Consider the following 25,200-nt stretch of genomic DNA (forward strand, 5'->3'; position numbering starts at 1 on the left):
GGCGCCAGGGACGGCGGCGCCAGGGACGGCGGCGCCAGGGACGGCGGCGCCAGGGACGGCGGCGCCAGGGACGGCGGCGCCAGGGACGGCGGCGCCAGGGACGGCGGCGCTGGCATGTGCGGTGAGGGCGGCTCCGGGGGCTGCTTCAGGGGTGGCTTTGCGGACGGCAGCGCTGGGATGTGCGGTGAGGGCGGCTTCGCTGGTGGCGGTGGTAGTGAGGCCGGCGCCGGGGAGTGTGGTGAGGGCTGCGTCACGTGTGCCGGCGGCGGGGGTGATGCCTGCGGCGAAGGCGGCGACCGAGTCCGCGACAGCGGCGAAGACAGGGCTTCCGGAGAAGCCGGGGTCGGCAACGCCCGGAAAAGTGTCCTCGAACGAGGAAAGCGACGAGGAATGCGCCGGGGAAGGCAACGAGGAAGGCGACGGGGGCAGCAGTGGTGGCTCCCACAGCGCGAACGTCACCCCGCCCCGCGGCGAAGCGTCCTCCGTCACAGCGGTCATCGGCAGGCCGACCAGCCTGGACCCGGAAGCCTGGGGGTCGCCCGAGGTCGCCGAGGCCAGGACGAAGCACGGGGCGGGCAGGCCGCGTGGCGTGTAGCGAGCAGTCACCCGGCGGAGGCGGCGCAGGACGTGGGCGACGTGGGAGCCGAAGACGCCGCGGTACGTGTGGCACTCGTCGACGACCACGAAGCGTAGGCCGCGCAGGAAACGGGTCCACGAGGCGTGGTTGGGCAGGATGCCGTGGTGGAGCATGTCGGGGTTGGTGAGGACGAAGCGGGCGTGCTGGCGGACCCAGTCGCGTTCCTCGCGGGAGGTGTCGCCGTCATACGTGGCCGGGCGGATGCCGGGCAGGTCGAGGGCGGTCAGCGAGCGAAGCTGGTCGGCGGCCAGGGCCTTCGTCGGTGAGATGTAGAGCACGGTCGCCCTGTCGTCGCGCAACAGGGCAGCGAGGGTCGGCAGTTGGTAGGCGAGGGACTTGCCGGACCCCGTGCCGGTGGCGATGACGGTGTGGGTGCCGGACCAGGCCAGGGAGGCCGCAAGCGCCTGGTGGGTCCACGGGAGAGCGATGCCGGACGCGGCGATGAGCGCGGGCGGGGCCCACGAGGGCCATGGAGCGGTCGACCCGGCGCGGGGCGGCACGTGCTCGACATGGGTGAGCGACTCGGCGCGGCGGGACGGTAGGAAGGAGAGCGGAAGAACGGCCGTCACGTCCAGCACTCTAAGACAGATGTTCGAAGAGATGGCGCGGTACACGTGTGGCAATTGTGGGAAACAGGGTGGACGCGTCGCCTTGTGGGGGCGTCGATGGTTAGATGCCCGAGAGGCTCAATGCGGGCAGCGTCCGCTGAAGAGCAGTGAAGCCCCGAACCGCCAGAAGAGGAGGTCCGCATGGAGCTGTCGTTGTCGACGTACGACTCCGGCGACCACACAGTGCTCGAAGTCGGCGGTGAGGTGGATGTGTACACCGCTCCGCGGCTTCGCGAGAAGCTGGTCGAGCTCGTCGAGACGGGTGCCCGTCACGTCGTGGTCGATTTGAGCCGGGTGGAGTTCCTCGACTCGACCGGGCTCGGTGTGCTCGTCGGCGCCTTGAAGCGGCTGCGGGGTGTCAATGGCACGTTCGGGCTGGTGTGCGCGCACGAGCGGCTCCTGAAGATCTTCCGGATCACCGCCTTGGATCGGGTGTTCTCCCTGTACGACTCCGTGGCCGCCGCGACCGCCGCGGCCGGCTCGGACACCGAACCCACGGCGTAGGTTCATGCCCACAGTCAGGCTGTCGTTCTCGCCGGCGGCCGCACACGTCCGCACCGCCCGCCTGGTCGGTGTGGCTGTCGCGCGGCGTGCCGGGGTCGCCGAGGAGCTGCTGGAAGAGGTCAGGCTCGCGATCGGCGAGGCCTGCTCCCGTGCCGTGGCCCTGCACCGGTCGCACGGCTTGGACGACCTGGTCGATGTCGCCATGGCAGACGGCGACCGCTTCACCGTCCTGGTGGTGGACCGCGCGGCGAACGGGGCGATGGTGGCCCGGACCGAGGGTGAAACCGGTGATGAAGTTCTCGTGCTGTCGGATCCGGCGTTGCCGCTGACCACCCCGCCCGACCTGCTGGCGGAGGAGGCGGTCGCGGCGAGAATGGGGTTGGCCCTGCTCGCGGGGCTCGTCGATGATCTCAACGTGTCCGAGCTGGCCGAAGGCGTCGGCACGCAGGTCCGGATGTCGTGGCCGTTGGAGCGTCCGGCCGAGTAGGACGAGCGGCGCACGGGCCGACAAAGGGGCACCAAAGCAGGACCGACGGTGGTCCATCGACGAAAAGCGATCTCCGGAAACGCGCAAGTCGGTGTGACCACAGACACGCTCTGCGGCTAGAGTACGGCGATCGTGTATGACGGGCCTGGTCATTGGGTACCTCGACCGTCCACCACGACTCCCCCAGGGGAGAACCCGCCGCCGGCCTGACCGCTCGCGGCGCTGTCATGTGTCGGTACAGGAGGACAACGAATGTCCGCAACACTCGTCGCAGCCGACGAGATTTCCCTCAGCGGGAACAACCTGACCTATGTCGTCGTCGCGCTCGTCATCGCCTTCGTGGCGCTGGGCTTCGCGGCCGCGCTGGTCAAGGCTGTCCTCGCGACCGGTCGGGGCACCCCGAAGATGCAGGAGATCGCCGGGGCGGTGCAGGAGGGCGCGACCGCGTACCTCACGCGCCAGTTCAAGACCCTCGGCATCTTCGTCGTCATCGCCGTGGTGGTGCTGTTCCTGCTCCCCGTGAGTGACGCCGGGGACAACGAGACCATGATCAAGATCGGCAGGTCGGCGTTCTTCATCGTCGGCGCGGTCTTCTCGGCCTTCATCGGCGGCGCCGGTATGGCGCTGGCAACCCGCGCCAACCTGCGCGTCGCGGCGGCAGCCCGGGAAGACGGCGGCCGGGAGAAGGCGATGCAGATCGCCTTCCGCACCGGTGGCGTCGTCGGCTTCCTCACCGTGGGCCTCGGCCTGTTCGGTGCGGCGCTGGTCGTGCTGATCTTCAAGAGTGACGCCCCGACGGTCCTGGAGGGCTTCGGCTTCGGTGCCGCGCTGCTCGCGATGTTCATGCGGGTTGGCGGCGGCATCTTCACCAAGGCCGCCGACGTCGGCGCCGACCTGGTCGGCAAGATCGAGAAGGGCATCCCCGAGGACGACCCGCGCAACGCCGCCACCATCGCCGACAACGTCGGGGACAACGTGGGTGACTGCGCCGGCATGGCCGCGGACCTCTTCGAGTCCTACGCCGTGACCCTGGTCGCCGCGCTGATCCTCGGTCGCGCCGCGTTCGGCGAGCAGGGCCTGGTCTTCCCGCTCATCGTCTCCACGATCGGCGTCATCGTCGCGATCCTCGGGGTGGCGCTCACCCGCCTGCGCCCCTCCGACCGCAACGGCCTGGTCGCCATCAACCGGGCGTTCTACATCTCCGCCGTCATCTCCATCGTGATGGTCGCCGGTGCCGCCCTGTTCTACCTGCCGTCCAAGTGGTCCGGCCTGACCGGCGAAAGCGACAGCCTGAAGGCGATCAAGGCGCTTGCCGGTGGCGACGCCCCGCCGTTCGGCCCGAACGTCACCGCGATCATCGCCTGCGCCATCGGCATCGTGCTGGCCGCCGTCGTCCTGGCGCTGACCGGGTACTTCACCGAGACCGAGCGGCGCCCTGTCCGGGACATCGGCAAGAGCGCGCTCACCGGTCCCGCCACCGTGGTGCTCGCCGGCATCAGCGTCGGCTTCGAGTCGGCCGTCTACTCCGCGCTCGTCATCGGCGCCGGCGTGTTCGGCGCGTTCCTGCTCGGCGGCGGCTCGATCACGCTGTCGCTGTTCGCGGTCGCCATGGCCGGCACCGGCCTGCTCACCACCGTCGGCGTCATCGTCGCGATGGACACGTTCGGCCCGATCAGCGACAACGCGCAGGGCATCGCCGAGATGTCCGGTGACATCGACGAGCGCGGCGCCCGCACGCTGACCGAGCTCGACGCGGTCGGCAACACCACCAAGGCGATCACCAAGGGCATTGCGATCGCCACGGCGGTCCTCGCCGCGACGGCGCTGTTCGGGTCCTACACCGACTCGATCCTGAAGGAGTTCACCCAGGTCGAGGTGGACAAGTTCCTGAACGTGGCCAACCCGGGCAACCTGGTCGGCCTGCTCATCGGTGCCGCGGTCGTGTTCCTCTTCTCGGGCCTGGCGGTCAACGCCGTCGCCCGCTCGGCCGGTTCGGTCGTGATCGAGGTACGCCGTCAGTTCCGCGAGTTCCCGGGCATCATGGACTACTCCCAGCGCCCGGAGTACGGCAAGGTCGTCGACATCTGCACCCGTGACGCCCAGCGTGAGCTCATCACGCCGGGTCTGCTCGCGGTGTTGGCGCCGATCGCGGTCGGCTTCGGCCTCGGTGTCGGCCCGCTCGCGGCCTACCTCGCCGGTGCGATCGGCACGGGCACGCTCATGGCGGTCTTCCTGTCCAACTCCGGTGGGGCATGGGACAACGCGAAGAAGCTCGTCGAGGACGGCACGCACGGCGGCAAGGGCTCACCGGCGCACGAGGCGACGATCATCGGTGACACCGTCGGTGACCCGTTCAAGGACACCGCCGGCCCGGCGATCAACCCGCTGATCAAGGTGATGAACCTGGTCGCGCTGCTCATCGCACCTGCCGTGGTCGTCTACACCACCGGCGACGGCAACCCGGGGATCCGGTTCTCCATCGCGATCGGTGCGGCGTTGATCATCGCCGCCGCCGTGGTCATCAACAAGCGCAAGCCGGTTTCGGTCGACGCCGGTAACGGCGACGACACCCCCTCGCAGGAGGCGGCCCCGGAGCGGGTCACCGCCTGACCCGCGATACCCAGACGCCCCGGCCGGAATGATCCGGCCGGGGCGTCGTATTTGTCGAACAGACGATCGGTTCTAGGCTTCCTTTCATGCACATCCGCCTCGTCGCCACCGGCCTCCTTTTCGTCCTCGTTTCGGCGGGAACGGGTGGCTGCGGCGCTGACGGTGCCGGCGACGTGGCGCCGAAGGTGTGGGCGCAGCAGGTGTGCACGGCGCTGGCTCCCTGGCGGGCCGAGATCTCCGACCTGACGACGAAGGCTCAGCAGCAGCTCCAGGCGGCGAAGACCGCCGCGCAGACGAAGACCAACATCGTGGACCTGCTCGCCGGTGCCGAGACCGCCAGCGAGAAGGCCAGGGTCGGCATCAGCGGCGCCGGTGTGCCGGACGTCTCCGGCGGCGACAAGGTCGCCCAGCAGTTCACCGCCTCGCTGTCGAAGGCCCGCGACGCGTATGGCAACGCGAAGCGCTCGGTCGAGGGTCTGCCGACCGCCGACGCGAAGGCATTCTACGGCTCGGTCGGGACGGCGTTCGCGGTCCTCAAGGAGGAATACGAGCAGAGCGCCATCGACCCGAAGCACGTCGGCCAGAAGGATCTGCAGAAGGCCTTCGGCGAGGTGCCCGAGTGTCGGTGACGCCGGCCCGGAGCCGGCAACTGTCGATATTCGGGGTCGAGGCGCGCCCGCCGACCCCCATGGACCTGGAGGGTCTGCTCGCGGGTGCGGGCGAGGTCGGCCGGATGGGCGGCACCGCGAAGGTGTCGATCGAGGTCGAGGACGCGTGGCGGGCCGACGTGCTGCGCGCCGAGTGTGAGCAGCGGGGCCTGGTTGTGGCGAGTGAGCCGACCGGGGTCGAGGACCGGTGGATGGTCCGCACGGCGTATGCGGCGCTGCTGGCCCCTCTCGCGGCCCGCTGGCTGGCCGGCACCGCGAAAGTTTCCCCACCGGACCTGGTCCTCGACGGCCGGCGGCTGCGGCTGTGGGTGGCGGCGGCGGGCTCGTGGGACGGCCAGCGGGCCTACCTGCTCCGCCTCGCCCCGAGCCGCCCCTGCCCGCCAGAAGATGAGGACGCCAGCGGGCCGGGCAGCGACGGGGACGCCGGCGGGCCGGGCAGCGACGAGGGCGCCGGCGGGCCGGGCAGCGACGGGGAAGCCGGGCAGCAGCCTGCCGCCGATCCTGAGCCGGGCGACATTTCGAAAATATCCGTCAGGAGCGAAGAGCCGGACGAGGTCGGGGAGCAGGGCGAAGGCGGGGAAGAGGACGCGGCGGCGAAGCCCCGGGGGAAGCCGAAGAAGAAGGCCACCCCATTGATCTCCGCGTTCGATCCGGGCCCCGTCGACCTGGGTGTCGAGGTCGAGGACTGGATCGACGACGCTCGCGACGAGTGGCCCGATTCGGGCGTCGCCGACCTGCCGACCGTCACGCTCGACCAGGTTACCGAACCGGTCAGCGAGGGCGAAACCGTACAAGCGGAAACCGACGAAACCGATGAAAACGCCATCGACCGTCAGGTTGCCGACAACTGGGTTGCGGTCGGGGACGCCCTGGCCGCCGCCGGGCTGATCGCCGTGTTCGTCGGTCCGAAGGCGGGCGGACCCGCGTACCGCATCGTGGGACTCCGCCGTGTGACCCGTCTCGCGGAACTCGTCGGCGAGCCGCCCGCCGGTGCGCCGCACGCGAGTTGGCCGAGGTGAACGCCGGGTAGGCTGACCCTACGACGCGCAGTGTGATCCCGCCCGCCTGGCGGGTCACCGGCAGTCGACAAAGCGTGACAAATACGGCAGCCGATGCGACACGATCGCAAGATCGGGCAGGTAGCGCTTCTGCTTGGGTGTAGCGTGGCGCCGATCGGCGTGTCGCAAGCCGACCGCCGGGTGCCGCATCGCGCAACTCGGCGCGTAGGCGCGCGTTACGTTTGACACATGTCCGTCCGCACCGGGGAGAGCTGTGCCGAACTCCGCCAACACGAAGCGGCTGGTGATCGTCGAGTCGCCGGCGAAGGCCAAGACGATTTCGGGCTATCTGGGCCCGAATTACGTCGTGGAGGCGAGCTTCGGCCACGTCCGTGACCTGCCCGTGGGCAAGAAAGACATGCCCGAGGACCTGAAGAGCAAGCCCTGGGCCTATCTCGGCGTCGACGTCGACAACGATTTCACCCCGGTCTATGTCATCTCGGCCGACCGGCGCAAGCAGATCACCAGGCTCAAAGAGCTGCTGAAGACCGCCAGCGAGGTCTACCTCGCCACAGATGAGGACCGCGAGGGCGAGGCCATCGCCTGGCACCTCTTCGAGACCTTGAAGCCGAAGGTCCCGGTCAAGCGGATGGTCTTCCACGAGATCACCAAGCCGGCGATCCAGGCCGCCGTCGCCAACCCGCGGGAGATCAACCGCTCGCTGGTCGACGCGCAGGAGACCCGCCGCATCCTCGACCGGCTCTATGGCTACGACCTGTCCACCGTGCTGTGGAAGAAGGTCCAGGGCGGCCTGTCCGCCGGCCGCGTGCAGTCGGTCGCGACCCGCATCGTGGTCGAGCGGGAGCGGCAGCGGATGAAGTTCCGCTCCGCCGACTACTGGGACATCCTGGCCAAGCTCCTGCCGTCCGGCGACGAGCGCACGTTCAACGCGACGCTGCTCGCGATCGACGGCGACCGGGTCGCCACCGGCCGCGACTTCGACCCGGAGACCGGCAAGGTCCGGCCCAACGCCGGCGTCATCCACCTCGACGAGCAGGGCGCCCGCGGTCTCGCCGCGCGTCTTGCGGGCCGGCCGTTCACGGTCACCCGGGTTGAGGAGAAGCCCTACCGGCGCAAGCCCGCCGCACCGTTCATTACCTCGACGCTGCAGCAGGAGGGCTCCCGCAAGCTGCGGCTGTCCAGCGCGCAGACCATGCGGATCGCCCAGCGGCTGTATGAGAACGGCTACATCACCTACATGCGAACGGACTCGGTGAACCTGTCCGAGGCCGCGATCGCCGCCGCCCGCCAGCAGATCCTCGACCTGTACGGGCCGAGCGCCGTGCCGCCGCAGCCCCGCCGGTACACCAGCAAGGTCAAGAACGCGCAGGAGGCGCACGAGGCGATCCGCCCGGCCGGCGACAGCTTCCGCACCCCGGGCGACGTGGCCAAAGAGCTCAGCGCCGAGGAGCTGCGACTGTACGAGTTGATCTGGCAGCGCACGATCGCGTCGCAGATGACTGACGCGGTCGGCAACAGCACCTCCGTCCGGATCAATGCGGTGACCCCGGCGAACGAGTCGGTCGACTTCAGCGCGAGCGGCAAGACGATCACCGATCCCGGCTTCCTGCGCGCGTACGTCGAATCCTCCGACGACGAGAACGCCGAGGCCGAGGACGCCGAGCGGCGCCTGCCGGTGCTGGTCAAGGGCCAGTCGCTGACCGAGAAGGGGCTCACCCCGACCGGCCACACCACCCAGCCGCCGGCCCGCTACACGGAGGCGTCGCTGGTCAAGGCGATGGAGGAGCTCGGCATCGGCCGCCCCTCCACCTACGCCTCGATCATGGAGACGATCAACAACCGTGGCTATGTGTTCAAGCGTGGCCAGGCGCTGATCCCGTCGTTCCTGGCGTTCGCCGTCGTGGGGCTGCTGGAGAAGCACTTCCCGCGCCTGGTCGACTACGACTTCACCGCGTCGATGGAGAACGTCCTCGACGAGATCGCCAACGGCGACGAGAGCGCCGTGGACTTCCTGCGCCCGTTCTACTTCGGTGGCGACACGGGCGACGAAGGGTCGGTGCCCCGCCAGGGCGGGCTGAAGCGCATGGTCACCGAGCGGCTGGGCGAGATCGACGCGCGTGGGATCAACTCGATCTCGCTGTTCCGTGACGAGGCCAACCGCGACGTCGTCGTGCGCGTCGGGCGGTACGGGCCGTATCTGCAGCGCTTCCTCGCCGACCAGCCCGAGGGCGACGAAGGCGACCGGGCGACGGTCCCGGACGGTCTCGCGCCGGACGAGCTGACCCCGGAGAAGGTCGCCGAGCTGTTCGTCGGCGGCGCCAGCGGCGAGCGCAAGCTCGGCGAGCACCCGGAGACCGGCGAGCCGATCGTGCTGAAGTCCGGCCGCTACGGGCCCTACGTGTCCACGGGCGAGAAGAACTCCTCGCTGCTGTCCACGCAGTCGCCGGAGCTCCTGACCCTTGAAGAGGCGCTGCAGCTGCTGACCCTGCCGAGGATCGTCGGCAAGGACGCCGAGGGCGCGGACATCATCGCGTCGCCCGGCCGGTACGGCCCGTACATCAAGCGCGGCGCCGACACGAGGTCGCTGGAGAACGAGGATCAGCTCTTCACGGTCACCCTCGAAGAGGCGCTGCGGCTGCTGGAGCAGCCGAAGACGCGTGGGCGGGCCGCGGCGAAGCCACCGCTGCGGGAGATGGGCGCCGACCCGGCGACCGAGAAGCCCCTGGTCATCAAGGACGGGCGCTTCGGTCCGTACGTGACGGACGGCGAGTTCAACGCGTCGCTGCGTCGCAACCAGACGGTCGAGGAACTGACCGTCGCCGAGGCGAGCGAGATGCTGGCCGAGAAGCGGGCCAAGGGACCGGCGCCGAAGAAGGCCAGGCCCGCGAAGAAGGCGGCCGAGGGCGCGGCGAAGAAGACCACGACGGCCAAGAAGACCACCGCGGCGAAGAAGACCACGACGGCGGCGAAGAAGGCGACCCCGGCCAAGAAGGCGGCGCCGAAGAAGGCCACCTCGGCGAAGAAGGCGACCCCGCCCGGGGAGTGACGCAGGTTGACCTTGGACGATCCGATCGTCCAAGGTCAACGCACGCTAGAGGCCGAGGACGCGATCGGTGTAGGCGTTGGCGAAGAGGCGGCCAGGGTCGAGCTTGTCGCGCAGCGCGGTGAAGTCGCCGAAGCGCGGGTAGGCCGTCGCCAGGGACCCGGCGTCGCGGAAGTTCATCTTGCCCCAGTGCGGCCGGCCGCCCAGCGGCGTGGTGATGGCCTCGAAGCGCCGGAAGTACTCCTCGAACGGCGCGCCGACGTACTGGTGGATCGCGATGTAGGCGCTGTCCCGGCCGTGCCCGTGCGAGAGCCAGATGTCGTCGGCGGCGGTGAACCGCACCTCCACCGGGAACTGGATCTTGTACGGCAGGCCGGCGATCACCGACCGCAGCCCGTCGAACGCCTCCCGGAGCGCCTCGCGGGGCAGCCCGTACTCCATCTCCACGAACCGGACCCGGCGCGGCGTGCAGAACACCTCGTGGGACGAGGCCGTGTAGGTGCGCGCCGACAACGCCCGGGCCGAGACGCGGCTGATCGCCGGGACCGCGGACGGCATCGCCCGGCCGAGCCGGCACGCGCCGCCGAACACCGTGTTGGACAGGAAGTCGTCGTCGAGCCAGCGCCGCCAGCCGGCCAGGGGACGGTCCGACAGCGGCACGATGTTGTTGCGCTTCATCTGGACCCGGTCGGTGTAGGGAAACCAGTAGAACTCGAAGTGATCGTTCGAAGCGATGTGGTCATCGAGGCCCGACCACACGTCGGCCAGCGGCGCCGGGCGCTCGTCGGCCCGCAGCGTGAAGGCCGGCACGCAGCGCAGTGTCACCTCGGTGAGCACGCCGAGCGCGCCGATGTTGACCCGGGCGGCGGCGAACAGGTCCGGCCGCGAGTCCGCGGAGCAGCGCACGACCGTCCCGTCGGCGGTGACGAGCTCGAGGGCCTCGACGAAGGTCGAAAGACATCCATAAGCGGCGCCGGTTCCGTGTGTACCGGTGGAGAGCGCCCCGGAGATCGTCTGCGCGTCGATGTCGCCGAGGTTGGGCATCGCCAGGCCGTGCGCCGCGAGGGTCGCGTTGAGCGTGGCCAGTTTCATGCCCGCCTGGACGGTCACGAGATCACCCTCGACCCGGACGAGTGACGCCATCCGGTCGAGCTCGACCCGGACCCCGTCCGTCAGAGCGGTGGGCGTGAAGGAGTGCCCGGCGCCGACGGCCTTGACCTTGAGCCCCTCCGAGGCCGCGCCGCTGAGCACGAAGGCCAGCTCAGCGGTGGTCGAGGGGTGCGCGACACGCGCCGCCCGAGCGGTCTGGTTGCCGGCCCAGTTGGCCCACGGAGAAGTCACGAAACCTGAGTACCCTTCACGTATGCCCGCCGTCAATGACCCGATGAATCCCAAGAGTGAAATGGGCTATCCGCCGATCGTGCCCGCTCGTTGACGTGAGTAGGTTTCAGAGGGACGAGCTTGAGGGGGACTGCCGGGTGGCGACGCAGACAGTGGCCAGTGCCGGGACGAAGCCACTGCGCCGGGTTCCGGTGCAGGGGCGCAGTGTGGCACGGGTCGGGCGGATGCTCGACGCATGCGCCGAGCTCGTCGATGAGGTGGGCTACGACGGGCTGACCACGACACTGCTCGCGGAGCGGGCGGGGGTGGCGATCGGATCGGTCTACCAGTTCTTCCCCGACAAGCGCGCCATCGTGCAGGCGCTCACGCTCCGCAGCCTGGAGGGCTATCTGGAGCGCCTCGGCGCCCGGCTGGCCGAGGAAGACATCTCGCACTGGTGGGACGCGGTCGACGCGGCCATCGACGAGTACATCGACATGCACCGCACGGTGCCGGGCTTCCGGACGCTGCACTTCGGTGACGTCGTGGACATCCACCTGCTCGACGACGAGCGGGACAACAACGACGTCATCGTGTCGCAGCTCGCGGCGCTGCTCATCGGCCGCTTCGGCATCGTGGACGCCGACCGGCTCCAGTTCGTGCTGGCGATCGCGGTCGAGGCCGCCGACGCGTTGATCAAGATGGCGTTCCGGCGCTCGCCGGACGGCGACGCGGCCGTGCTCGGCGAGGCGAAGGCCCTGATCAGGGACTACCTCCACCACCGCCTCTGACGACGTCTTCAGGCCCTTTATCGGCTGTTCACAGGGCCGGTAAAGGGCCTGAAACCTCGTGTTGACAATCCCACACGACCTGTCCGCTTTGCCCACCACGGCGCATACTCGTGATCGACCGGTACCCCACTTCGAGGACTGGATCCGTCACGATGCAAAGCGCCATGAGCAGGCAAAACATCGGCATCATCGGTGCCGGGCGAGTAGGTGCCGTGCTCGGCGCCGCGCTCGTGCGAGCCGGCCACCGGGTGGTCGCCGCGGTCGGCGTCTCGACCGCCTCCAAGTCCCGCGCGGAGCAGCTGCTCCCGGGCGTCGCGCTCCTCCCCGCCGACCAGGTCGCAGCCTCCGCCGACCTCGTGCTGCTGGCGGTCCCCGACGACGTGCTCGCCGGCCTGGTCAACGGCCTGGTCGAGACCGGCGCGCTGCGCCCCGGCCAGATCGTCGCGCACACCTCCGGCGCCCACGGCCTCGCCGTCCTCGCGCCCGTCATGGCCGCCGGAGCGCGTCCCCTGGCCCTGCACCCGGCGATGACGTTCACCGGCACCGCCGTGGACCTGGACCGGCTCGCCGGCGGTGTCTCGTTCGGCGTCACCGCCCCCGACGACCTGCGCGACCTCGCCGCCTCCCTCGTCGCCGACCTCGGCGGCCAGGTCGAGTGGATCGCCGAGGAGCGCCGCCCGCTCTACCACGCGGCCCTGGCACACGGCGCCAACCACCTCGCCACGCTGGTCAACGAGGCGCTCGACCGGCTCCGCGACGCCGGGGTCCGGCACCCGGAGCAGGTCCTCGCCCCGCTGCTGGGCGCCTCGCTGGACAACTCGCTGCGCCTCGGCGACGCCGCCATCACCGGTCCCGTGGTCCGCGGCGACGCCGGCACGGTCGCCAAGCACCTCAAGGCCCTCGACGAGGTCGCGCCCGAGTCGGTGCCGCCCTACCTGGCGCTCGCCCGGCGCACCGCCGACCGGGTCATCGCCGCCGGCCGCCTCCGCCCGATCGACGCCGAGCCGCTGCTCGACGTCCTGGGCACCGCCGGGGCGCCCAGCGAGCCGGCCGCACCGGTGGTCGCGGCACAGCGCAGCGGGCGCCGGAAGGCCAAGGGCACCGGAGGCAAGCCGTGAACGTCGTCGAGACCCGCGAGCAGCTCGCCGAGGCGCGCGCCGCGGCCCGCGGCACCGTCGCCGTGGTCATGACCATGGGCGCCCTGCACGACGGGCATGCGGAGCTCCTTCGTGCCGCACGCGCAGCAGCGGACACGGTCCTGTTGACGATCTTCGTGAATCCCCTGCAGTTCGCGCCGGGCGAGGACTTCGACCGCTACCCGCGCACCCTGGAGGCCGATCTCGCGATCGCCGGGACGGCCGGCGTGGACATCGCGTTCACGCCCACCCGCGAGGTGATGTACCCGCAGGGCAAGCCGTCCGTCCGGGTGGACCCGGGCCCCGCCGGCAACGAGCTGGAGGGCGCCAGCCGCCCCGGGTTCTTCCACGGCGTGCTGACCGTGGTCAACAAGCTGTTCCAACTGACCCGCCCCGACGTCGCGTACTTCGGGGAGAAGGACTACCAGCAGCTCGGCATGATCCGGGCGATGGTCCGCGACTTCGACCTGCCCATCGACGTGCGGGGCGTGCCGACGGTGCGGGAGCCCGACGGCCTCGCCCTTTCCAGCCGCAACCGCTATCTCGCCCCGGCGGAGCGGCGCGCGGCGCTGGTGCTGTCCAGGGCGCTGCGTGCCGGAGCGGCAGCGGAAAGCCCGGTCGAGGCGGGGCTCGCCGAGTTCGCCACCGAGCCCGAGGTCAAGCTCGACTACTTCGTCCTCACCGACCCGATGCTCGGCCCCGCGCCCGCGCACGGTCCGGCCCGGCTGCTCACCGCGGCCTGGGTCGGCGGCACCCGCCTCATCGACAACATCGCATTGGAACTGCCGTGATCCGCACGATGCTCAAGTCCAAGATCCACCGTGCCACGGTCACGCAGGCGGATCTGCACTACGTCGGTTCGGTAACGGTTGACGAGGATCTGATGGACGCCGCGGACCTCCTCGCCGGCGAACAGGTCGCGATCGTGGACGTCACGAACGGCGCCCGGCTGGAGACCTACGTGATCGCCGGGCCCCGCGGCAGCGGCGTGATCGGGATCAACGGCGCCGCCGCGCACCTGGTACACCCCGGTGACCTCGTCATCCTGATCTCCTATGCGCAGCTCGACGACGCGACCGCCAGGACCTACCAGCCGCGGGTCGTGCACGTCGACGCCGCCAACGCAATCATCGAACTCGGTCACGATCCGGCCTATGCCATACCGGGTATGGTGGGCGAACCCGTGAGGGGAGACCTTCTCCGGGCGTAGTGCTCCTGGGGAGGTGCGGTGCGGCGCGCGGTCGTGCTGGTCGTGGCGGTGGCGGCGCTGCTCAGCGCCTGCACGCCGCCGACACCGGCGGGCGCCGACCGTGATCTGGTCAACGGCTGGCCGATGCTGCCGGCCGTGGTGATGATCGAGCCGACCGCCCCCGCCTGCTATCCGCTGCCCGCCGGCACCGCCAGCGCCGACGTCACCAGATGGCCGGCGCCGGTCGCCTGCACCGAGCCGCACGAGGTCGAGCTGATCACCGTCGGCAGGTTCACCGGTGCCGACGCCGAGCGGCCCACGCCGCCGATCGCCGGCAGTCCGGCCATGCGCGGGGCGTACACCCGCTGCGCCGCGGACGCGAAGACCCTGCTCGGCGCGGACTGGCGCACCGGCCGGGTATCGCTGAGCGTCGACGTGCCGAGCCCGCTGCTGTGGGACGCCGGGGCCCGCTGGTTCCGCTGCGACCTGCAGGCGCTGCAGGACGTCGACCGCTTCAGCGTCGCGACCCGGACCGCGTCGATGCGCGGCGCGCTCAAACCCGACGGCGGCGAGCTGCTCATCGGTTGTGTGAAAGTCACCACCAAGCCCGGCGGCGCCACCGACGCCATCGACCGGATCTTCGCCGCCCAGTGCACCGTCCCGCACGAGGGCGAGTTCGCCGGGATCTACGAGCCGCCGGACGGGGAGTATCCGGCCGACAGCGAGGCGCGAAGCGCCGCCAACCTGGCCGGATGCCGCCCTGTCGTGGCCCGGTACGTCGACGTGCCCGACGACGTGAACTTCCGCTCCCGCACCGGGCAGGTGACGATGCCCTACGACAAGACGGCGTGGGAGCTCGGCAACCGCGGGGTCCGGTGTTTCGCGTGGCCACCGAAGCCGGTGAAGTCCTCCTTGCGGGGCGCGGGTACAAAAGGTCTACCGATCACGATCGCCTAGATGATGTCCTAGATCTGGCAGTTGGACCGGGTTGCCAACCACATTGATCATTGGCACACTGCACCCGCGCTGTGTGCGCCGGGGGAGGGGTTGGACCATGGTGCGTTTCCGACGGCTCATGATGGCGGTGGCTCCCGTTGCCGCGATCGCGCTGCTGGCCGGGTGCACGACGCCCGCCGGTGTCGACAAGAACCTCGTCGACGACTGGGCCATGCTCGCCGCGCCGAAGGTCCCCGTGCCGCCCGTCGGGTCGTGCTATGACAGCTCCGTGTCGTTGTTCGAGACGGACACCCTCACGATCTTCTCCTTCAAGCCCGTCGCCTCGTGCACGACCGCGCACATCAGCGAGACGTTCTATGTCGGCGAGGTCAGCGGCTCCGCGGCCGGCGAGTCCTCGCCGCCGAAGGGCGCGGACCTGAAGGACGCCTGGGCCAAGTGCAACACCGAGGCGGAGACCTTCCTCGGCGGTGACTACCACGACGCCCGCCTCGAGCTGATCGTGCTGCCGCCGTCCTCGACGCAGTGGACCGGTGGCGGGCGCTACTTCCGCTGCGACCTGGCCGAGATCCAGAGCGACGCCGGCAGGCCCGTCAGCCGCACCAGCAGCCTCAAGGGTGGCCTCACCGGCGACAAGCCGATCGCGCTGACCTGCGCCCAGGAGACCTACGAGGCCGACGGCAAGACGTGGAAGGACTACGAGCCCACCGCGTGCACGGCCACGCACAACATGGAATACGTCGGCACGTACACCGCCGGCGAACGGGCCTTCCCGAAGAACGCCGACGAGCGCCGCGCCGCGATGCGCACCGGCTGCGAGGCCCTCGGCGCCAAGTTCCTCGGCATGACCCAGTCCACCCTGGACAACCACCAGGAGGTCGGCATCGGCTTCTGGACGGTCGACGAGGAGAACTGGCTGCGTGGCAACCGCTCCGCCCGCTGCTACGCGATGCTCTACGACAAGAAGAGCACCATCCGCTCGCTGAAGGGCCTCGGCACGGGGAAGATTTGACCCCTTCTGCGACACTGTGGACCCGTGCTACGAGGTGAGGGTGTGCTCGGATGAAGCGGTGGACCGTCGGGCTGTCCGTGTCGCTGGTGCTGTTCGTCGCCGGCTGTGCTGATCCGGCGGACACGGACGGCGACCTGGTCAACGGCTGGGCCGCGATGGCCGCGCCGACCGTGCCGAAGCCGGCCGCCGGGGAGTGCTGGACCTATTCGGGTGACGCCGACAAGCTCGCCGTCGGGCCCGACCTCGTCGAGGTCGAGTGCAGCCAGCCGCACGCCAGCGAGACCTTCCACGTCGGCGAGTTCACCGGGCCAGTGGGCGGCCGCACGACGGTGCCCACCGGCGCCGACCTCACCGACGCCTTCGCCGCCTGCCAGTCCGAGGCCAACAACTTCCTCGGCGGCGACTGGCACGACGGCAAGCTGGTGATGCGGATCCTGCCGCCGTCGACGAAGCAGTGGAACGGCGACGCCCGCTACTACCGGTGCGACCTGATCGAGGTCTCCGACGACACGTACACGATCTCGCCCCGCACCAGCGGCCTGAAGGACACGCTGCGCGGCAACCGGCCGGTCGAGATCGGCTGCGTCAAGGTCGCGACCGACAGCGGCGGCGGCATCGAGGACTTCGTCCCGACCAAGTGCGACACCCTGCACAACGGCGAATACACCGGCACGTTCTACTCGCCGGACGCGCGGCCCTACCCGAGCGACGCGGCGGCCCGCCGGACGCTGCTGCAGCCGGGCTGCAAGACGATCGTCGCGCGGTTCCTCGGCCTCACCGACGCCCAGTTCGACGACAACAAGCAGATCTCCTTCGCCTGGTCGACCGCGACCCCGGCCCGGTGGAACTACGGCGACCGCACCGCCCGCTGCTACCTCATGCTCGAGGGCAAGCTGTCGGTCAGCCGCTCACTGCGCGCGAACGGTAACGTTCCGATCTGAGGTGGTGACGTTACCGGCTGGTAATGGCACACTGCTTCCTCATGAAGCGGGTCCTTCTGATCGTCGGCGTGCTCGCCCTCCTCGGGGGCGGCGCCTACTGGCTGCTGCGCGACGGCGACCGGAAGATCCCGGACACCGCGCCCGCCGCGGCGCCGAAGGTCGGCTCCTGCTGGAAGGTCGACGCGGCCGGCGTGAAGGCCGCGTTCCCGTGGGCCGGCGGGCCCGTCGACTGCGCCGCCGCGCACACCGTCGAGGTCTTCCACGTCGGTCAGGCCGGCAAGGACCTGCTGCACCGCCTCGACGACGCCGAGGGCGAGGACATCAAGATCACCCAGAACCTCCTGTACGCCCAGGCCCGCCGTGCCTGCGTCGTGGAGGGCACCGCGTTCCTCGGCGGCAACTGGCACGAGTCGCGGATCCAGATCCTCGCCTCCTGGATCGCCCCGGCCACCGACGGCTTCTTCGGCTGCGCGGTCGCCCCCGTCACCGGCCCGGCAGGCGACGAGTTCACGGCACGCGAGGGCAGCCTGGCCAAGGCCGGGCCGACGCTGCCGATCGCCTGCATCTCGTCGCTGAAGTACGTCGAATGCACGGCCCCCCACGACGGCGAGTACTCCGGCAGCTACTCGATCGCCCCGATGGACGCGCCGTACGACGAGACCGCCGTCCGCAACGCGTCGGCGAAGGGCTGCACCACCGTTGGCCTGCGGTACCTGGGCCTGTCGGAGACCGGCGACCGCGCCGACCTCTCCTCGGCCGCCGTCGGGCCGAAGACGGGCTCCGACTGGCTCGGCAGCGACCAGACCTTCGCGTGCTACCTGATGAGCGCCAAGCCCCTCAAGGCGTCGATCGCGAAGCTCGGGGCCGGGCCTCTCCCGCTCGCGTGATTCACGGCACGGCGCGCGATGCCTTCTTGTGATGTTGACTGGAGTGATGGAGCTGCCCGTTCTGCCGCGCCGACTCGCCGGACCCCAGCCGGGGTGGGCCGAGCCGACCGACGTCGTCGTGATCGGCTCCGGCGTCGCCGGGCTGACCGCCGCCCTGCACCTGCGCGAGGCCGGCCTGCACGTCACCGTCGTGACGAAGGTCAACATCGATGACGGATCGACGCGCTGGGCCCAAGGCGGCATCGCCGCGGTCCTCGACCCGCTCGACACGCCAGAGGCGCACGCGCAGGACACGCTCGTCGCCGGCGTCGGCCTGTGCGACGCCGCCGCGGTCGAGGTCCTGGTCCGCGAGGGCCCGACCCGCGTCCGCGAGCTGATCCGCTGGGGCGCGGAGTTCGACCGCAACAACGACGGCTCCCTCATGCTGACCCGGGAGGGCGGCCACCACGCCAACCGGATCATCCACGCCGGCGGTGACGCGACCGGCGCCGAGGTCCAGCGGGCCCTGCACGCCGCGGTGCACCGCGACCCGTGGATCCGGCTCATCGAGCACGCCCTGGTCCTCGACCTGCTGACCGACGCGTCCGGCCGGGCCTGCGGGGTCACCCTGCACGTCCTCGGCGAGGGCGCGGAGGACGGCGTCGGCGCGGTCCTCGCCCGCGCGGTCGTCCTCGCCACCGGCGGCATGGGCCAGATCTACTCGGCCACCACCAACCCGGTCGTCTCCACCGGCGACGGGGTCGCGCTCGCCCTGCGCGCCGGGGCCGCCGTCACCGACATCGAGTTCGTGCAGTTCCACCCGACCGCGCTCGCGCTCAACAACCGCGACTCGCAGCAGCCGCTGGTCAGCGAGGCGTTGCGCGGCGAGGGGGCCTATCTGCGCGACGGCGACGGCAACCGCTTCATGGTCGGCCGGCACGACCTCGCCGAGCTCGCCCCCCGCGACGTGGTCGCCAAGGGCATCTACCGGGTCATGCGGGCCGAGGGCACGCAGAACGTCTGGCTCGACGCCCGCCACCTTGGCCGGGAGTTCCTGGAGGGGCGCTTCCCCACGATCGTCGCGTCCTGCCGGGCGGCCGGCGTCGACCCGGCCGCGGACCTCATCCCCGTCTCGCCGGCCGCCCACTACGCCTCCGGCGGGGTCCGCACCGACCTGCTCGGCCGCACCTCGATCCCGGGTCTCTACGCCTGCGGTGAGGTCGCCTGTACCGGCGTCCACGGCGCCAACCGGCTCGCCTCCAACTCTCTGCTGGAGGGGCTCGTCTTCTCCCGCCGGATCGCCGAGGACATCGCTCACGACCTGCCCGCGCAGGCCGACCCCGTCACCGCCGACCTGCCGTCGTGGACCGCCGACCCCGCGCTGCGCTCCCCCTTGCAGGCGGCCATGTCGGCGCACGCGTCGGTGCTGCGCAGCGCCGGGTCGCTCGACCAGGCGGCACAGGCGCTCACCAAGCTCGCCCTCGACCGCGCCGCCCCCGGCCTGGCCGGCTGGGAGGCGACCAACCTGCTCACCGTCGCGACCGCCCTCGTCGGCGCCGCCGACCTGCGCCAGGAGACCCGCGGCTGCCACTGGCGCGAGGACTTCCCGGACGCCAGCGACGTGTTCCGCGGCCACTTCCTGGCCGGCCTGTCCGACACCGGCACCTTGACCGAGACCTGGGAGGACGCGTGAGCGGCCAGCGGAGCGGCTCGGGCCGTGAACTGTGTGGCAGTGTCGGGTCGGGCCGACGCCGGAGCGAAGCGGAGGTGGCGGCGTGAGCGGCCAGCGGAGCGGCTCGGGCCGTGAACCATGTGGCAGTTTTGGCTCAGGCCGTGAACTATGTGGCGGTGTCGGGTCGGGCCGACGCCGGAGCGAAGCGGAGGTGGCGGCGTGAGCGGCCAGCGGAGCGGCTCGGGCCGTGAACTGTGTGGCAGTGTCGGGTCAGGCCGACGCCGGAGCGAAGCGGAGGCGGTGGCATGACCCCCGAAACGGAGGCATTGCTGCGGAAGGTCGGGCTCGACCCGGTCGCCGTCGGCGAGATCGTCGAGCGGACCCTGACCGAGGACCTCGGCCCAGACCGCCTCGACGTGACGAGCGTGGCCACCATCCCCGCCACCCAGACGGACTCCGCGGAGCTGGTCGCGCGCGCCGACGGCGTGGTGGCCGGCCTGGCCGTCGCCGCCGCCGTGTTCGAGGCCGTCTCCCCGGCCGTCGACGTGTCGATCCACGCCGTCGACGGTTCGTTCGTCGTCCGCGGTACCGTCCTCGCCACCGTCACCGGACCGACCCGGGACCTGCTGACGGCCGAGCGTTCCGCGCTCAACCTGCTGTGCCGCATGTCCGGTGTCGCCACCCACACCCGCCAGTGGGCCGACCTGCTCGACGGCACCCACGCCCTCGTCCTGGACACCCGCAAGACCACGCCCGGCCTGCGCATCCTGGAGAAGTACGCGGTCCGCGCCGGCGGCGGCACCAACAAGCGCATGGGCCTCTACGACGTCGCCATGATCAAGGACAACCACAAGCTGGCGGCCGGCGGCATCTCCGCGGCGTACGAGCGGGTCCGCGCGGCGTTCCCGGACGTGCCCGTGCAGGTCGAGGTCACCACGGTCGGCGAGGCCGTCGAGGCGGTCACCGCCGGGGCGACGTTCCTGCTGCTGGACAACATGACGCCGGACCTGCTGCGGGAGGTCGTGGCGGCGGTCGGCGGGCGGGCCGAGCTGGAGGCCACCGGCGGGCTGACCCTGGCGACGGCGGCGCAATACGCGGCGACCGGGGTCGACTACCTGTCGGTCGGCGGCCTGACGCACTCCTCGCCGATCCTGGACATCGCCATGGACCTCCGCACGCACTGAGGCTTTCAGCTCGGGAAGGCCACCGCCACGAAGGCGCTGTAGCGCTGGACCCGCCACGTCGGCGGGACCATCTTGGTGCAGCGTTCGACCGTGGCGGCGCAGATGATCGCCTGCACCGACGAGACCGGTGCGGGCGGCGCGGTCGGGATCACCGACTCGACCGCGACGAGCTCGACGTCCGGCAGCGAGATCTGGAACTGGTATTCCCACAGGTCGCCGTCCATCACCAGGCCGACCCGCCGGACGCCGCTGGCCCGGATCTCGTCGATCGCCTGCTGGTAGGGCACGGCCTGCTCCGGCAGCCGGGCGAAGCGCTCTTCCCAGTCCGTGAGCGTGAAGACGGAGCCCTGGCCGATGAGGCGTCTTGGCTGCCCGTACACGACGGAGACCCCACCGGCGGCGAACGCCGCGGCCATCACGAGCACCATCGCGGTGGCCGTGGCCTTGTGGGTGCGCAGCCGTTCGGCCCAGTAGCCGGTGAGTGGCGCGCCGGCGGCGAACGCGGGCAGGATCAGCCGGTTGCCCCAGTCCTGCCACTTGACGACGGCGGCGGTCAGGATGAACGCGCCGAGCACGGTCACCGCGTAGGCCCGCACCAGTGGGGGCAGCCTGCGCCAGACCAGCGCGGCGACGAGGGCGGTCAGGATCAGCGCGGCCTGGATCGGATAGGGCGAGCGGTCTTCGTCGGGCTTCCATCGTGTGCCGGGGAAGACGCTCCGCCACTGGGTGATCTTCGGATCGTTGGGGTCCACGTCCACCAGGTGCGCGATGCCGATGACCGCGTCGCTGACCACGTTGTTGACAGCGGGGATCGGGGTGGTGAGCGTGGAGGCGGCCAGTCGCAGACCGTTGACGAGGACGGCGGGCGGGTCCTTGCGCTCGGTGGAGAGGGCGGCGCTGTAGCCGGGCGGGCCGAGCGGCGAACCGAACGCGTCGTTGACCCGCAGCAGCGCCGGCCCGGCGAGGACGACCATCCCGGCGATGACGGCCAGCCCCGCGCCGACGGTCCGCAGGAGCGGGCGCTTCACTCGCAGCCGGCCTTCCTGCCTTTCCTGTCCCGGATCGCCGTCCTGCGCGGCCTGGGCCTTCTGGCGGAGCTGGGCGATCCCCCAGAAGATGAGGATCGGGGCGAGGGCCATGAGGCCGGTCGACTTGGTGACGGCGGTGAGGCCGGCGACCGCGGCGAGGGACAGCACGTCGCCGACCGTCGAGACGCGGCGGACGCCGTCGAGGGCGAGCGTGGCGGCGCAGACGACCCAGGCGGTGACGACCAGGTCGTTCTGGGTGCTGGTGGACTCCAGGGCGACCGCCGGAGCGGTGAGGAACACGGCGGCGGCGATCAGCTGCCCGAGCCGGCCGGCGCCGAGCTGGGCGGCGCAGCGGGAGATGGCGAGCGCGCCGAGCAGCCCCGCACCCCACTGCAGCAGGTTGAACAGCGCGTCGTCGCCGGTCAGCAGGCGGGCCTGGAGCAGCAGGTATTCGGCGCCGGGGACCAGGATGATCTGCTGGTTCTGCACCGTGGGATAGGGGTCGAGGTCACCGTCGGCGATCCAGTGCTCGATCTTCGTCAGGTGGTAGTGATTCGAGTCGAAGTTGTTCGGGGAGGACGCCGCCGCAAGGACGAGCTCTGCCAGTACCAACGCGGCAATCGACGCAAGAATCACTTTGTCCCAATTTTTTAGGACATAGCTTTTCGGGCGGTGCAGGTGATGCCTCGCGAAGAAGCCCGACACGCCCGCGAACACCAGCCAGTAGACGATCACCGGCCAGGTCGCGATCCACCCTGCGAGGGACAGCAGCTCGACGAAGACGACCGTGACACCCGCCACGGTGGCCGTCGCCCGGATCACCGCCTGGCGGGCGTCCAGGCTGCCAGGACGCATCGCGAACGCGGTGAACACCAGCGCCGCCAGCGGGAGCAGCGCGAGCAGCGTGCGGGCCGTCGGCATCATGGGAACCGGATCGTAGATGACCAGGCTCACCCCGCCGATGGCGGGCCTTTCGTTACGCTCACCGCGTGCTGCTGTGCATCGACATCGGAAACACCAACACGGTGCTCGCCACGTTCGAGGGCGAGAAGCTGGTCCACTCGTGGCGGATCAAGACCGACGCCCGGGCCACCGCCGACGAGCTCGGCCTGCTCTACCGCGGGCTGCTCGCCACGGACGCCGTGTCGCTGACGGGCATCGCGGCCTGCTCGACGGTGCCGGCGGCGCTGCGGTCACTGCGCACGATGCTGCAGCGGTACTACCCGGGCGTGCCCACCGTCATCGTCGAGCCCGGCGTGCGCACCGGGGTGCAACTGGCGATCGACAATCCGAAGGAGGTCGGCACCGACCGGGTCGCCAACACGCTCGCGGCCTTCACGCTCTTCGGTGGTCCGTCGATCGTCGTGGACTTCGGCACGTCGACCAACTTCGACGTCGTGTCCGCGCGCGGCGAGTTCCTCGGCGGCGTCCTCGCGCCCGGCATCGAGATCTCCGTCGACGCGCTGGCCGCCCGCGCCGCCCAGCTGCGCAAGGTCGAGCTGGTCAAGCCGCCGCGGGTGATCGGCAAGAACACGGTGGAGTGCCTGCAGTCCGGCGTCGTGTACGGCTTCGCCGGGCAGGTCGACGGCATCGTGCGCGGGGTGACCGCGGAGCTGGGCGGCACGGTGAAGGCGGTCGTCGCGACAGGCGGCCTTGCCCCGATCGTGATCGGCGAATGCGCGACGGTCACGCATCACGAACCGATGCTCACCCTGATCGGGCTCCGGCTGATCTTCGACCGCAACCGCGGTTAGCGTCTGCGGCCGATGTACGCGTATGTCACGTACGGCAGTTCGAACGTCTCCGTCCGGGGCAGGAGTTTTTCGAGTCGGCCTTCGAGCTTCTGGCGGGCCTCAGGGTCGGCGACCAGGTAGTAGCTGCGCGACTTGACCAGCTCGAGGAACGACTCGGCGGTGTGGGTGGTGCTCCACTCGAACGTCTTGCGTTCCACCTCGCCGAACAGCGGGCCGAAGGTGTCCACCTTCGTCTCGTCGAAGGCGTCGCGCTCGCGGGCGCCGTCGAAGAGTGTGGAGCACTCCGCCACCCAGGGGACCCGTTCGTCGCGGATATTCCAGATTGGGACAAATCGCCCATTTGACTTGAGGACCCGTGCGATTTCTTCGTGGGCCGGCTCGCCGTAGAACCAGTGGTAGGCCTGTCCCGCGGTGACGACGTCGACGGTCTGGTCCTCCAGGGGGATGTGGGCGGCGTCGCCCTCGCGGGCTTCGCCGGGGATCTTGGCACGCATCTTGGCGTCGGGTTCGACCGCGGTCACAGTGTGGCCCAGGTCGAGGAGTTGCCTGGTCAGGATGCCTGTGCCCGCCCCGAGATCACAGATTTCCGACTTTTCGGGTATCGCCCATTCCAGTGCCGCGCGTGGGTAGCGGGGGCGGATGCGGTCGTACAGGTCGGCGGCCGCTCCGAACGAGGCGGCGTGTGCTGCGAAATCCATACCGCCGAAACTACCGAATGTGCTGTTGCCCCGTTGCGACGAAAATCGCAGATGTTGCAGTTGTGGAAGGTGTTGCTGTACCGGTCAATCGTCACGCATAGCAATGCGACGGACACGGATTCGCGTCGGCGTATCGCCGCGCTCATTCGCGGTGGTGCGCTTCCCCGCCGCTGCCTCGGGGTTTGCGCGTGCGCTGGGGACCATCCGCGTGCGTTGCGGCACGCAATGCCACCGGTGCCGGGCATGTGATGGGAATCGATCGCGTTGTGCCGGCGCCCGGGCCTGCCCGGCATTCGGGAAACGCAGCCCGTTTCCGCCGGTGCGGTCCCGCTAGTTTCGGCGTACCGTTGACGAGGTAGTCCCTGATTGCGATATCTTTGCATTCGCACAACGCGGGGCGGACTTCCTCGAAGGGAATACGACAGTGGCCAAGCGGACCATCCACGTGCTGGTCGACGACATCGACGGCGGGGACGCCGACGAGACCGTGAAGTTCGCGCTGGACGGCGTTCAGTATGAGATCGATCTCTCGAAGAAGAACGCGACGAAGCTGCGTGACGCGTTCGGGCCGTTCCTCGGCGCGGCCACGAAGGTCGGCCGGGGTGGTGTCGTGGTCGGAGGGCGTGCCGCCAGCGCCCGTGGGCGGGGCGGGGCAGCCGCGGACCGCGAGCAGAACAAGGCGATTCGAGAATGGGCCCAGAACAAGGGCATCAAGGTCTCCGACCGGGGTCGCATCAAGCAGGAAATCGTGGACCGCTTCAACGCCGAGGCCGGCCGTTAGCGCTCGCTGACCGTTTTCTGCCTGAGCGGTCGTTTTGGGGTTCTTTCAGCGTTGCCCACCCACCGTAGCCGACTAACTACGGTGGGTGACTTGCATCCAGCGTCGATTTCGCTCTCGGCGTACGCGTGTGTCCTGCGGAACAAGGCGGGGGACGCCCGCGTTGGGCAAAAGCACCGGGTACACGCGTTCCCGGCGGGTAGACAAGTACCACGCAACGACTCCGACATGGTCCGATGGTGGGGTGCGGCAATGGCGCACACCCGCAATGTGTCGGCCTACGGCGATAGAGTGATGGCAC

21 protein-coding genes and 1 pseudogene are annotated in these 25,200 nt (G+C 70.3%); 18 read left to right on the plus strand and 4 right to left on the minus strand.

Annotated features, from left to right (window positions below):
- Window positions 1-1,206, minus strand: a 1,206-nt coding sequence (locus ABZS58_RS14925) for a DEAD/DEAH box helicase (protein WP_354781532.1), incomplete at its 3' end; no start/stop codon positions are given.
- Between the two features lie 180 nt (window positions 1,207-1,386).
- Here ABZS58_RS14925 and ABZS58_RS14930 point away from each other — a divergent pair.
- The 6 genes from ABZS58_RS14930 (at window position 1,387) to topA (ending at window position 9,579) form a co-directional block, all read left to right on the plus strand.
- Window positions 1,387-1,749, plus strand: coding sequence for an STAS domain-containing protein (locus ABZS58_RS14930; RefSeq protein ID WP_354781534.1), 363 nt, complete (start codon window positions 1,387-1,389; stop codon window positions 1,747-1,749).
- A gap of 4 nt (window positions 1,750-1,753) precedes the next feature.
- On the plus strand, window positions 1,754-2,236 hold the full coding sequence (locus tag ABZS58_RS14935; RefSeq protein WP_354781536.1) for an ATP-binding protein: 483 nt from the start codon (window positions 1,754-1,756) through the stop codon (window positions 2,234-2,236).
- Between the two features lie 252 nt (window positions 2,237-2,488).
- Window positions 2,489-4,846 carry a sodium-translocating pyrophosphatase gene (locus ABZS58_RS14940; protein WP_354781538.1) on the plus strand — a complete coding sequence of 786 codons (2,358 nt, stop codon included), beginning with the start codon at window positions 2,489-2,491 and terminating at the stop codon, window positions 4,844-4,846.
- Between the two features lie 86 nt (window positions 4,847-4,932).
- Window positions 4,933-5,475, plus strand: coding sequence for a hypothetical protein (locus ABZS58_RS14945; protein WP_354781540.1), 543 nt, complete (start codon window positions 4,933-4,935; stop codon window positions 5,473-5,475).
- On the plus strand, window positions 5,466-6,533 hold the full coding sequence (locus ABZS58_RS14950; protein WP_354781872.1) for a hypothetical protein: 1,068 nt from the start codon (window positions 5,466-5,468) through the stop codon (window positions 6,531-6,533). Before ABZS58_RS14945 ends, ABZS58_RS14950 begins: the two co-directional genes overlap by 10 nt.
- A 253-nt stretch (window positions 6,534-6,786) precedes the next feature.
- A complete protein-coding gene (gene topA, locus ABZS58_RS14955) occupies window positions 6,787-9,579 on the plus strand; it encodes a type I DNA topoisomerase (RefSeq protein WP_354781542.1) in 2,793 nt (930 codons plus the stop codon).
- A gap of 45 nt (window positions 9,580-9,624) precedes the next feature.
- On the opposite strand, the gene ABZS58_RS14960 is transcribed toward topA, so the two are convergent.
- A complete protein-coding gene (locus ABZS58_RS14960; RefSeq protein ID WP_354781544.1) occupies window positions 9,625-10,917 on the minus strand; it encodes a D-arabinono-1,4-lactone oxidase in 1,293 nt (430 codons plus the stop codon).
- Between the two features lie 224 nt (window positions 10,918-11,141).
- Between ABZS58_RS14960 and ABZS58_RS14965 the strand changes: the two genes are divergently transcribed.
- From ABZS58_RS14965 to nadC, 10 genes and pseudogenes are all read left to right on the plus strand, one after another.
- Window positions 11,142-11,687 carry a TetR/AcrR family transcriptional regulator gene (locus ABZS58_RS14965; protein WP_354781546.1) on the plus strand — a complete coding sequence of 182 codons (546 nt, stop codon included), beginning with the start codon at window positions 11,142-11,144 and terminating at the stop codon, window positions 11,685-11,687.
- Between the two features lie 164 nt (window positions 11,688-11,851).
- Window positions 11,852-12,709: pseudogene (locus tag ABZS58_RS14970) on the plus strand (DUF2520 domain-containing protein); the annotation flags it as partial.
- Between the two features lie 92 nt (window positions 12,710-12,801).
- The gene (panC, locus tag ABZS58_RS14975) at window positions 12,802-13,614 is read left to right on the plus strand and encodes a pantoate--beta-alanine ligase (protein WP_354781548.1); all 813 of its coding nucleotides are present in this window, start codon (window positions 12,802-12,804) and stop codon (window positions 13,612-13,614) included.
- On the plus strand, window positions 13,611-14,033 hold the full coding sequence (panD, locus tag ABZS58_RS14980) for an aspartate 1-decarboxylase (protein WP_354781550.1): 423 nt from the start codon (window positions 13,611-13,613) through the stop codon (window positions 14,031-14,033). Before panC ends, panD begins: the two co-directional genes overlap by 4 nt.
- Window positions 14,034-14,051: 18 nt before the next feature.
- Window positions 14,052-14,969: a septum formation family protein gene (locus tag ABZS58_RS14985; RefSeq protein WP_354781552.1), complete on the plus strand. Its 918-nt coding sequence runs from the start codon at window positions 14,052-14,054 to the stop codon at window positions 14,967-14,969.
- 97 nt (window positions 14,970-15,066) lie between these two features.
- The gene (locus ABZS58_RS14990) at window positions 15,067-15,978 is read left to right on the plus strand and encodes a septum formation family protein (RefSeq protein ID WP_354781554.1); all 912 of its coding nucleotides are present in this window, start codon (window positions 15,067-15,069) and stop codon (window positions 15,976-15,978) included.
- Between the two features lie 50 nt (window positions 15,979-16,028).
- Complete coding sequence (locus tag ABZS58_RS14995) at window positions 16,029-16,919, plus strand: septum formation family protein (protein ID WP_354781556.1); 891 nt, start codon at window positions 16,029-16,031, stop codon at window positions 16,917-16,919.
- 41 nt (window positions 16,920-16,960) lie between these two features.
- On the plus strand, window positions 16,961-17,806 hold the full coding sequence (locus tag ABZS58_RS15000) for a septum formation family protein (protein WP_354781558.1): 846 nt from the start codon (window positions 16,961-16,963) through the stop codon (window positions 17,804-17,806).
- A gap of 46 nt (window positions 17,807-17,852) precedes the next feature.
- Complete coding sequence (locus tag ABZS58_RS15005) at window positions 17,853-19,478, plus strand: L-aspartate oxidase (protein ID WP_354781560.1); 1,626 nt, start codon at window positions 17,853-17,855, stop codon at window positions 19,476-19,478.
- A 284-nt stretch (window positions 19,479-19,762) separates the two neighbouring features.
- Window positions 19,763-20,641 carry a carboxylating nicotinate-nucleotide diphosphorylase gene (gene nadC, locus ABZS58_RS15010; RefSeq protein WP_354781562.1) on the plus strand — a complete coding sequence of 293 codons (879 nt, stop codon included), beginning with the start codon at window positions 19,763-19,765 and terminating at the stop codon, window positions 20,639-20,641.
- Between the two features lie 5 nt (window positions 20,642-20,646).
- Here the strand turns inward: nadC and ABZS58_RS15015 are convergent, their stop codons facing one another.
- On the minus strand, window positions 20,647-22,593 hold the full coding sequence (locus ABZS58_RS15015) for a hypothetical protein (protein WP_354781564.1): 1,947 nt from the start codon (window positions 22,591-22,593) through the stop codon (window positions 20,647-20,649).
- A gap of 65 nt (window positions 22,594-22,658) precedes the next feature.
- On the opposite strand from ABZS58_RS15015, the gene ABZS58_RS15020 reads away from it, so the two are divergent.
- Window positions 22,659-23,423, plus strand: coding sequence for a type III pantothenate kinase (locus ABZS58_RS15020; protein WP_354781566.1), 765 nt, complete (start codon window positions 22,659-22,661; stop codon window positions 23,421-23,423).
- Here ABZS58_RS15020 and ABZS58_RS15025 read toward each other — a convergent pair.
- Complete coding sequence (locus ABZS58_RS15025) at window positions 23,420-24,121, minus strand: class I SAM-dependent methyltransferase (protein WP_354781568.1); 702 nt, start codon at window positions 24,119-24,121, stop codon at window positions 23,420-23,422. The two genes, ABZS58_RS15020 and ABZS58_RS15025, sit on opposite strands and share 4 nt — an antisense overlap.
- A 424-nt stretch (window positions 24,122-24,545) precedes the next feature.
- Between ABZS58_RS15025 and ABZS58_RS15030 the strand changes: the two genes are divergently transcribed.
- Window positions 24,546-24,902 carry an Lsr2 family protein gene (locus ABZS58_RS15030; RefSeq protein ID WP_354781570.1) on the plus strand — a complete coding sequence of 119 codons (357 nt, stop codon included), beginning with the start codon at window positions 24,546-24,548 and terminating at the stop codon, window positions 24,900-24,902.
- The last annotated feature ends 298 nt before the right edge of the window (window positions 24,903-25,200 follow it).

It is taken from the genome of Dactylosporangium sp. NPDC005555 (assembly GCF_040605635.1).
Lineage (GTDB): Bacteria > Actinomycetota > Actinomycetes > Mycobacteriales > Micromonosporaceae > Dactylosporangium.

Coding starts and splice junctions, on each gene's coding strand:
- ABZS58_RS14995 (WP_354781556.1), top strand. CDS start 16,029: ATGAAGCGGTGGACCGTCGGGCTGTCCGTGTCGCTGGTGCTGTTCGTC.
- ABZS58_RS14940 (WP_354781538.1), top strand. CDS start 2,489: ATGTCCGCAACACTCGTCGCAGCCGACGAGATTTCCCTCAGCGGGAAC.
- ABZS58_RS14965 (WP_354781546.1), top strand. CDS start 11,142: ATGCTCGACGCATGCGCCGAGCTCGTCGATGAGGTGGGCTACGACGGG.
- ABZS58_RS15005 (WP_354781560.1), top strand. CDS start 17,853: ATGGAGCTGCCCGTTCTGCCGCGCCGACTCGCCGGACCCCAGCCGGGG.
- ABZS58_RS15000 (WP_354781558.1), top strand. CDS start 16,961: ATGAAGCGGGTCCTTCTGATCGTCGGCGTGCTCGCCCTCCTCGGGGGC.
- nadC (WP_354781562.1), top strand. CDS start 19,763: ATGACCCCCGAAACGGAGGCATTGCTGCGGAAGGTCGGGCTCGACCCG.
- ABZS58_RS14945 (WP_354781540.1), top strand. CDS start 4,933: ATGCACATCCGCCTCGTCGCCACCGGCCTCCTTTTCGTCCTCGTTTCG.
- ABZS58_RS14990 (WP_354781554.1), top strand. CDS start 15,067: ATGGTGCGTTTCCGACGGCTCATGATGGCGGTGGCTCCCGTTGCCGCG.
- ABZS58_RS15025 (WP_354781568.1), bottom strand. CDS start 24,121: ATGGATTTCGCAGCACACGCCGCCTCGTTCGGAGCGGCCGCCGACCTG.
- ABZS58_RS14935 (WP_354781536.1), top strand. CDS start 1,754: ATGCCCACAGTCAGGCTGTCGTTCTCGCCGGCGGCCGCACACGTCCGC.
- ABZS58_RS15015 (WP_354781564.1), bottom strand. CDS start 22,593: ATGATGCCGACGGCCCGCACGCTGCTCGCGCTGCTCCCGCTGGCGGCG.
- ABZS58_RS14930 (WP_354781534.1), top strand. CDS start 1,387: ATGGAGCTGTCGTTGTCGACGTACGACTCCGGCGACCACACAGTGCTC.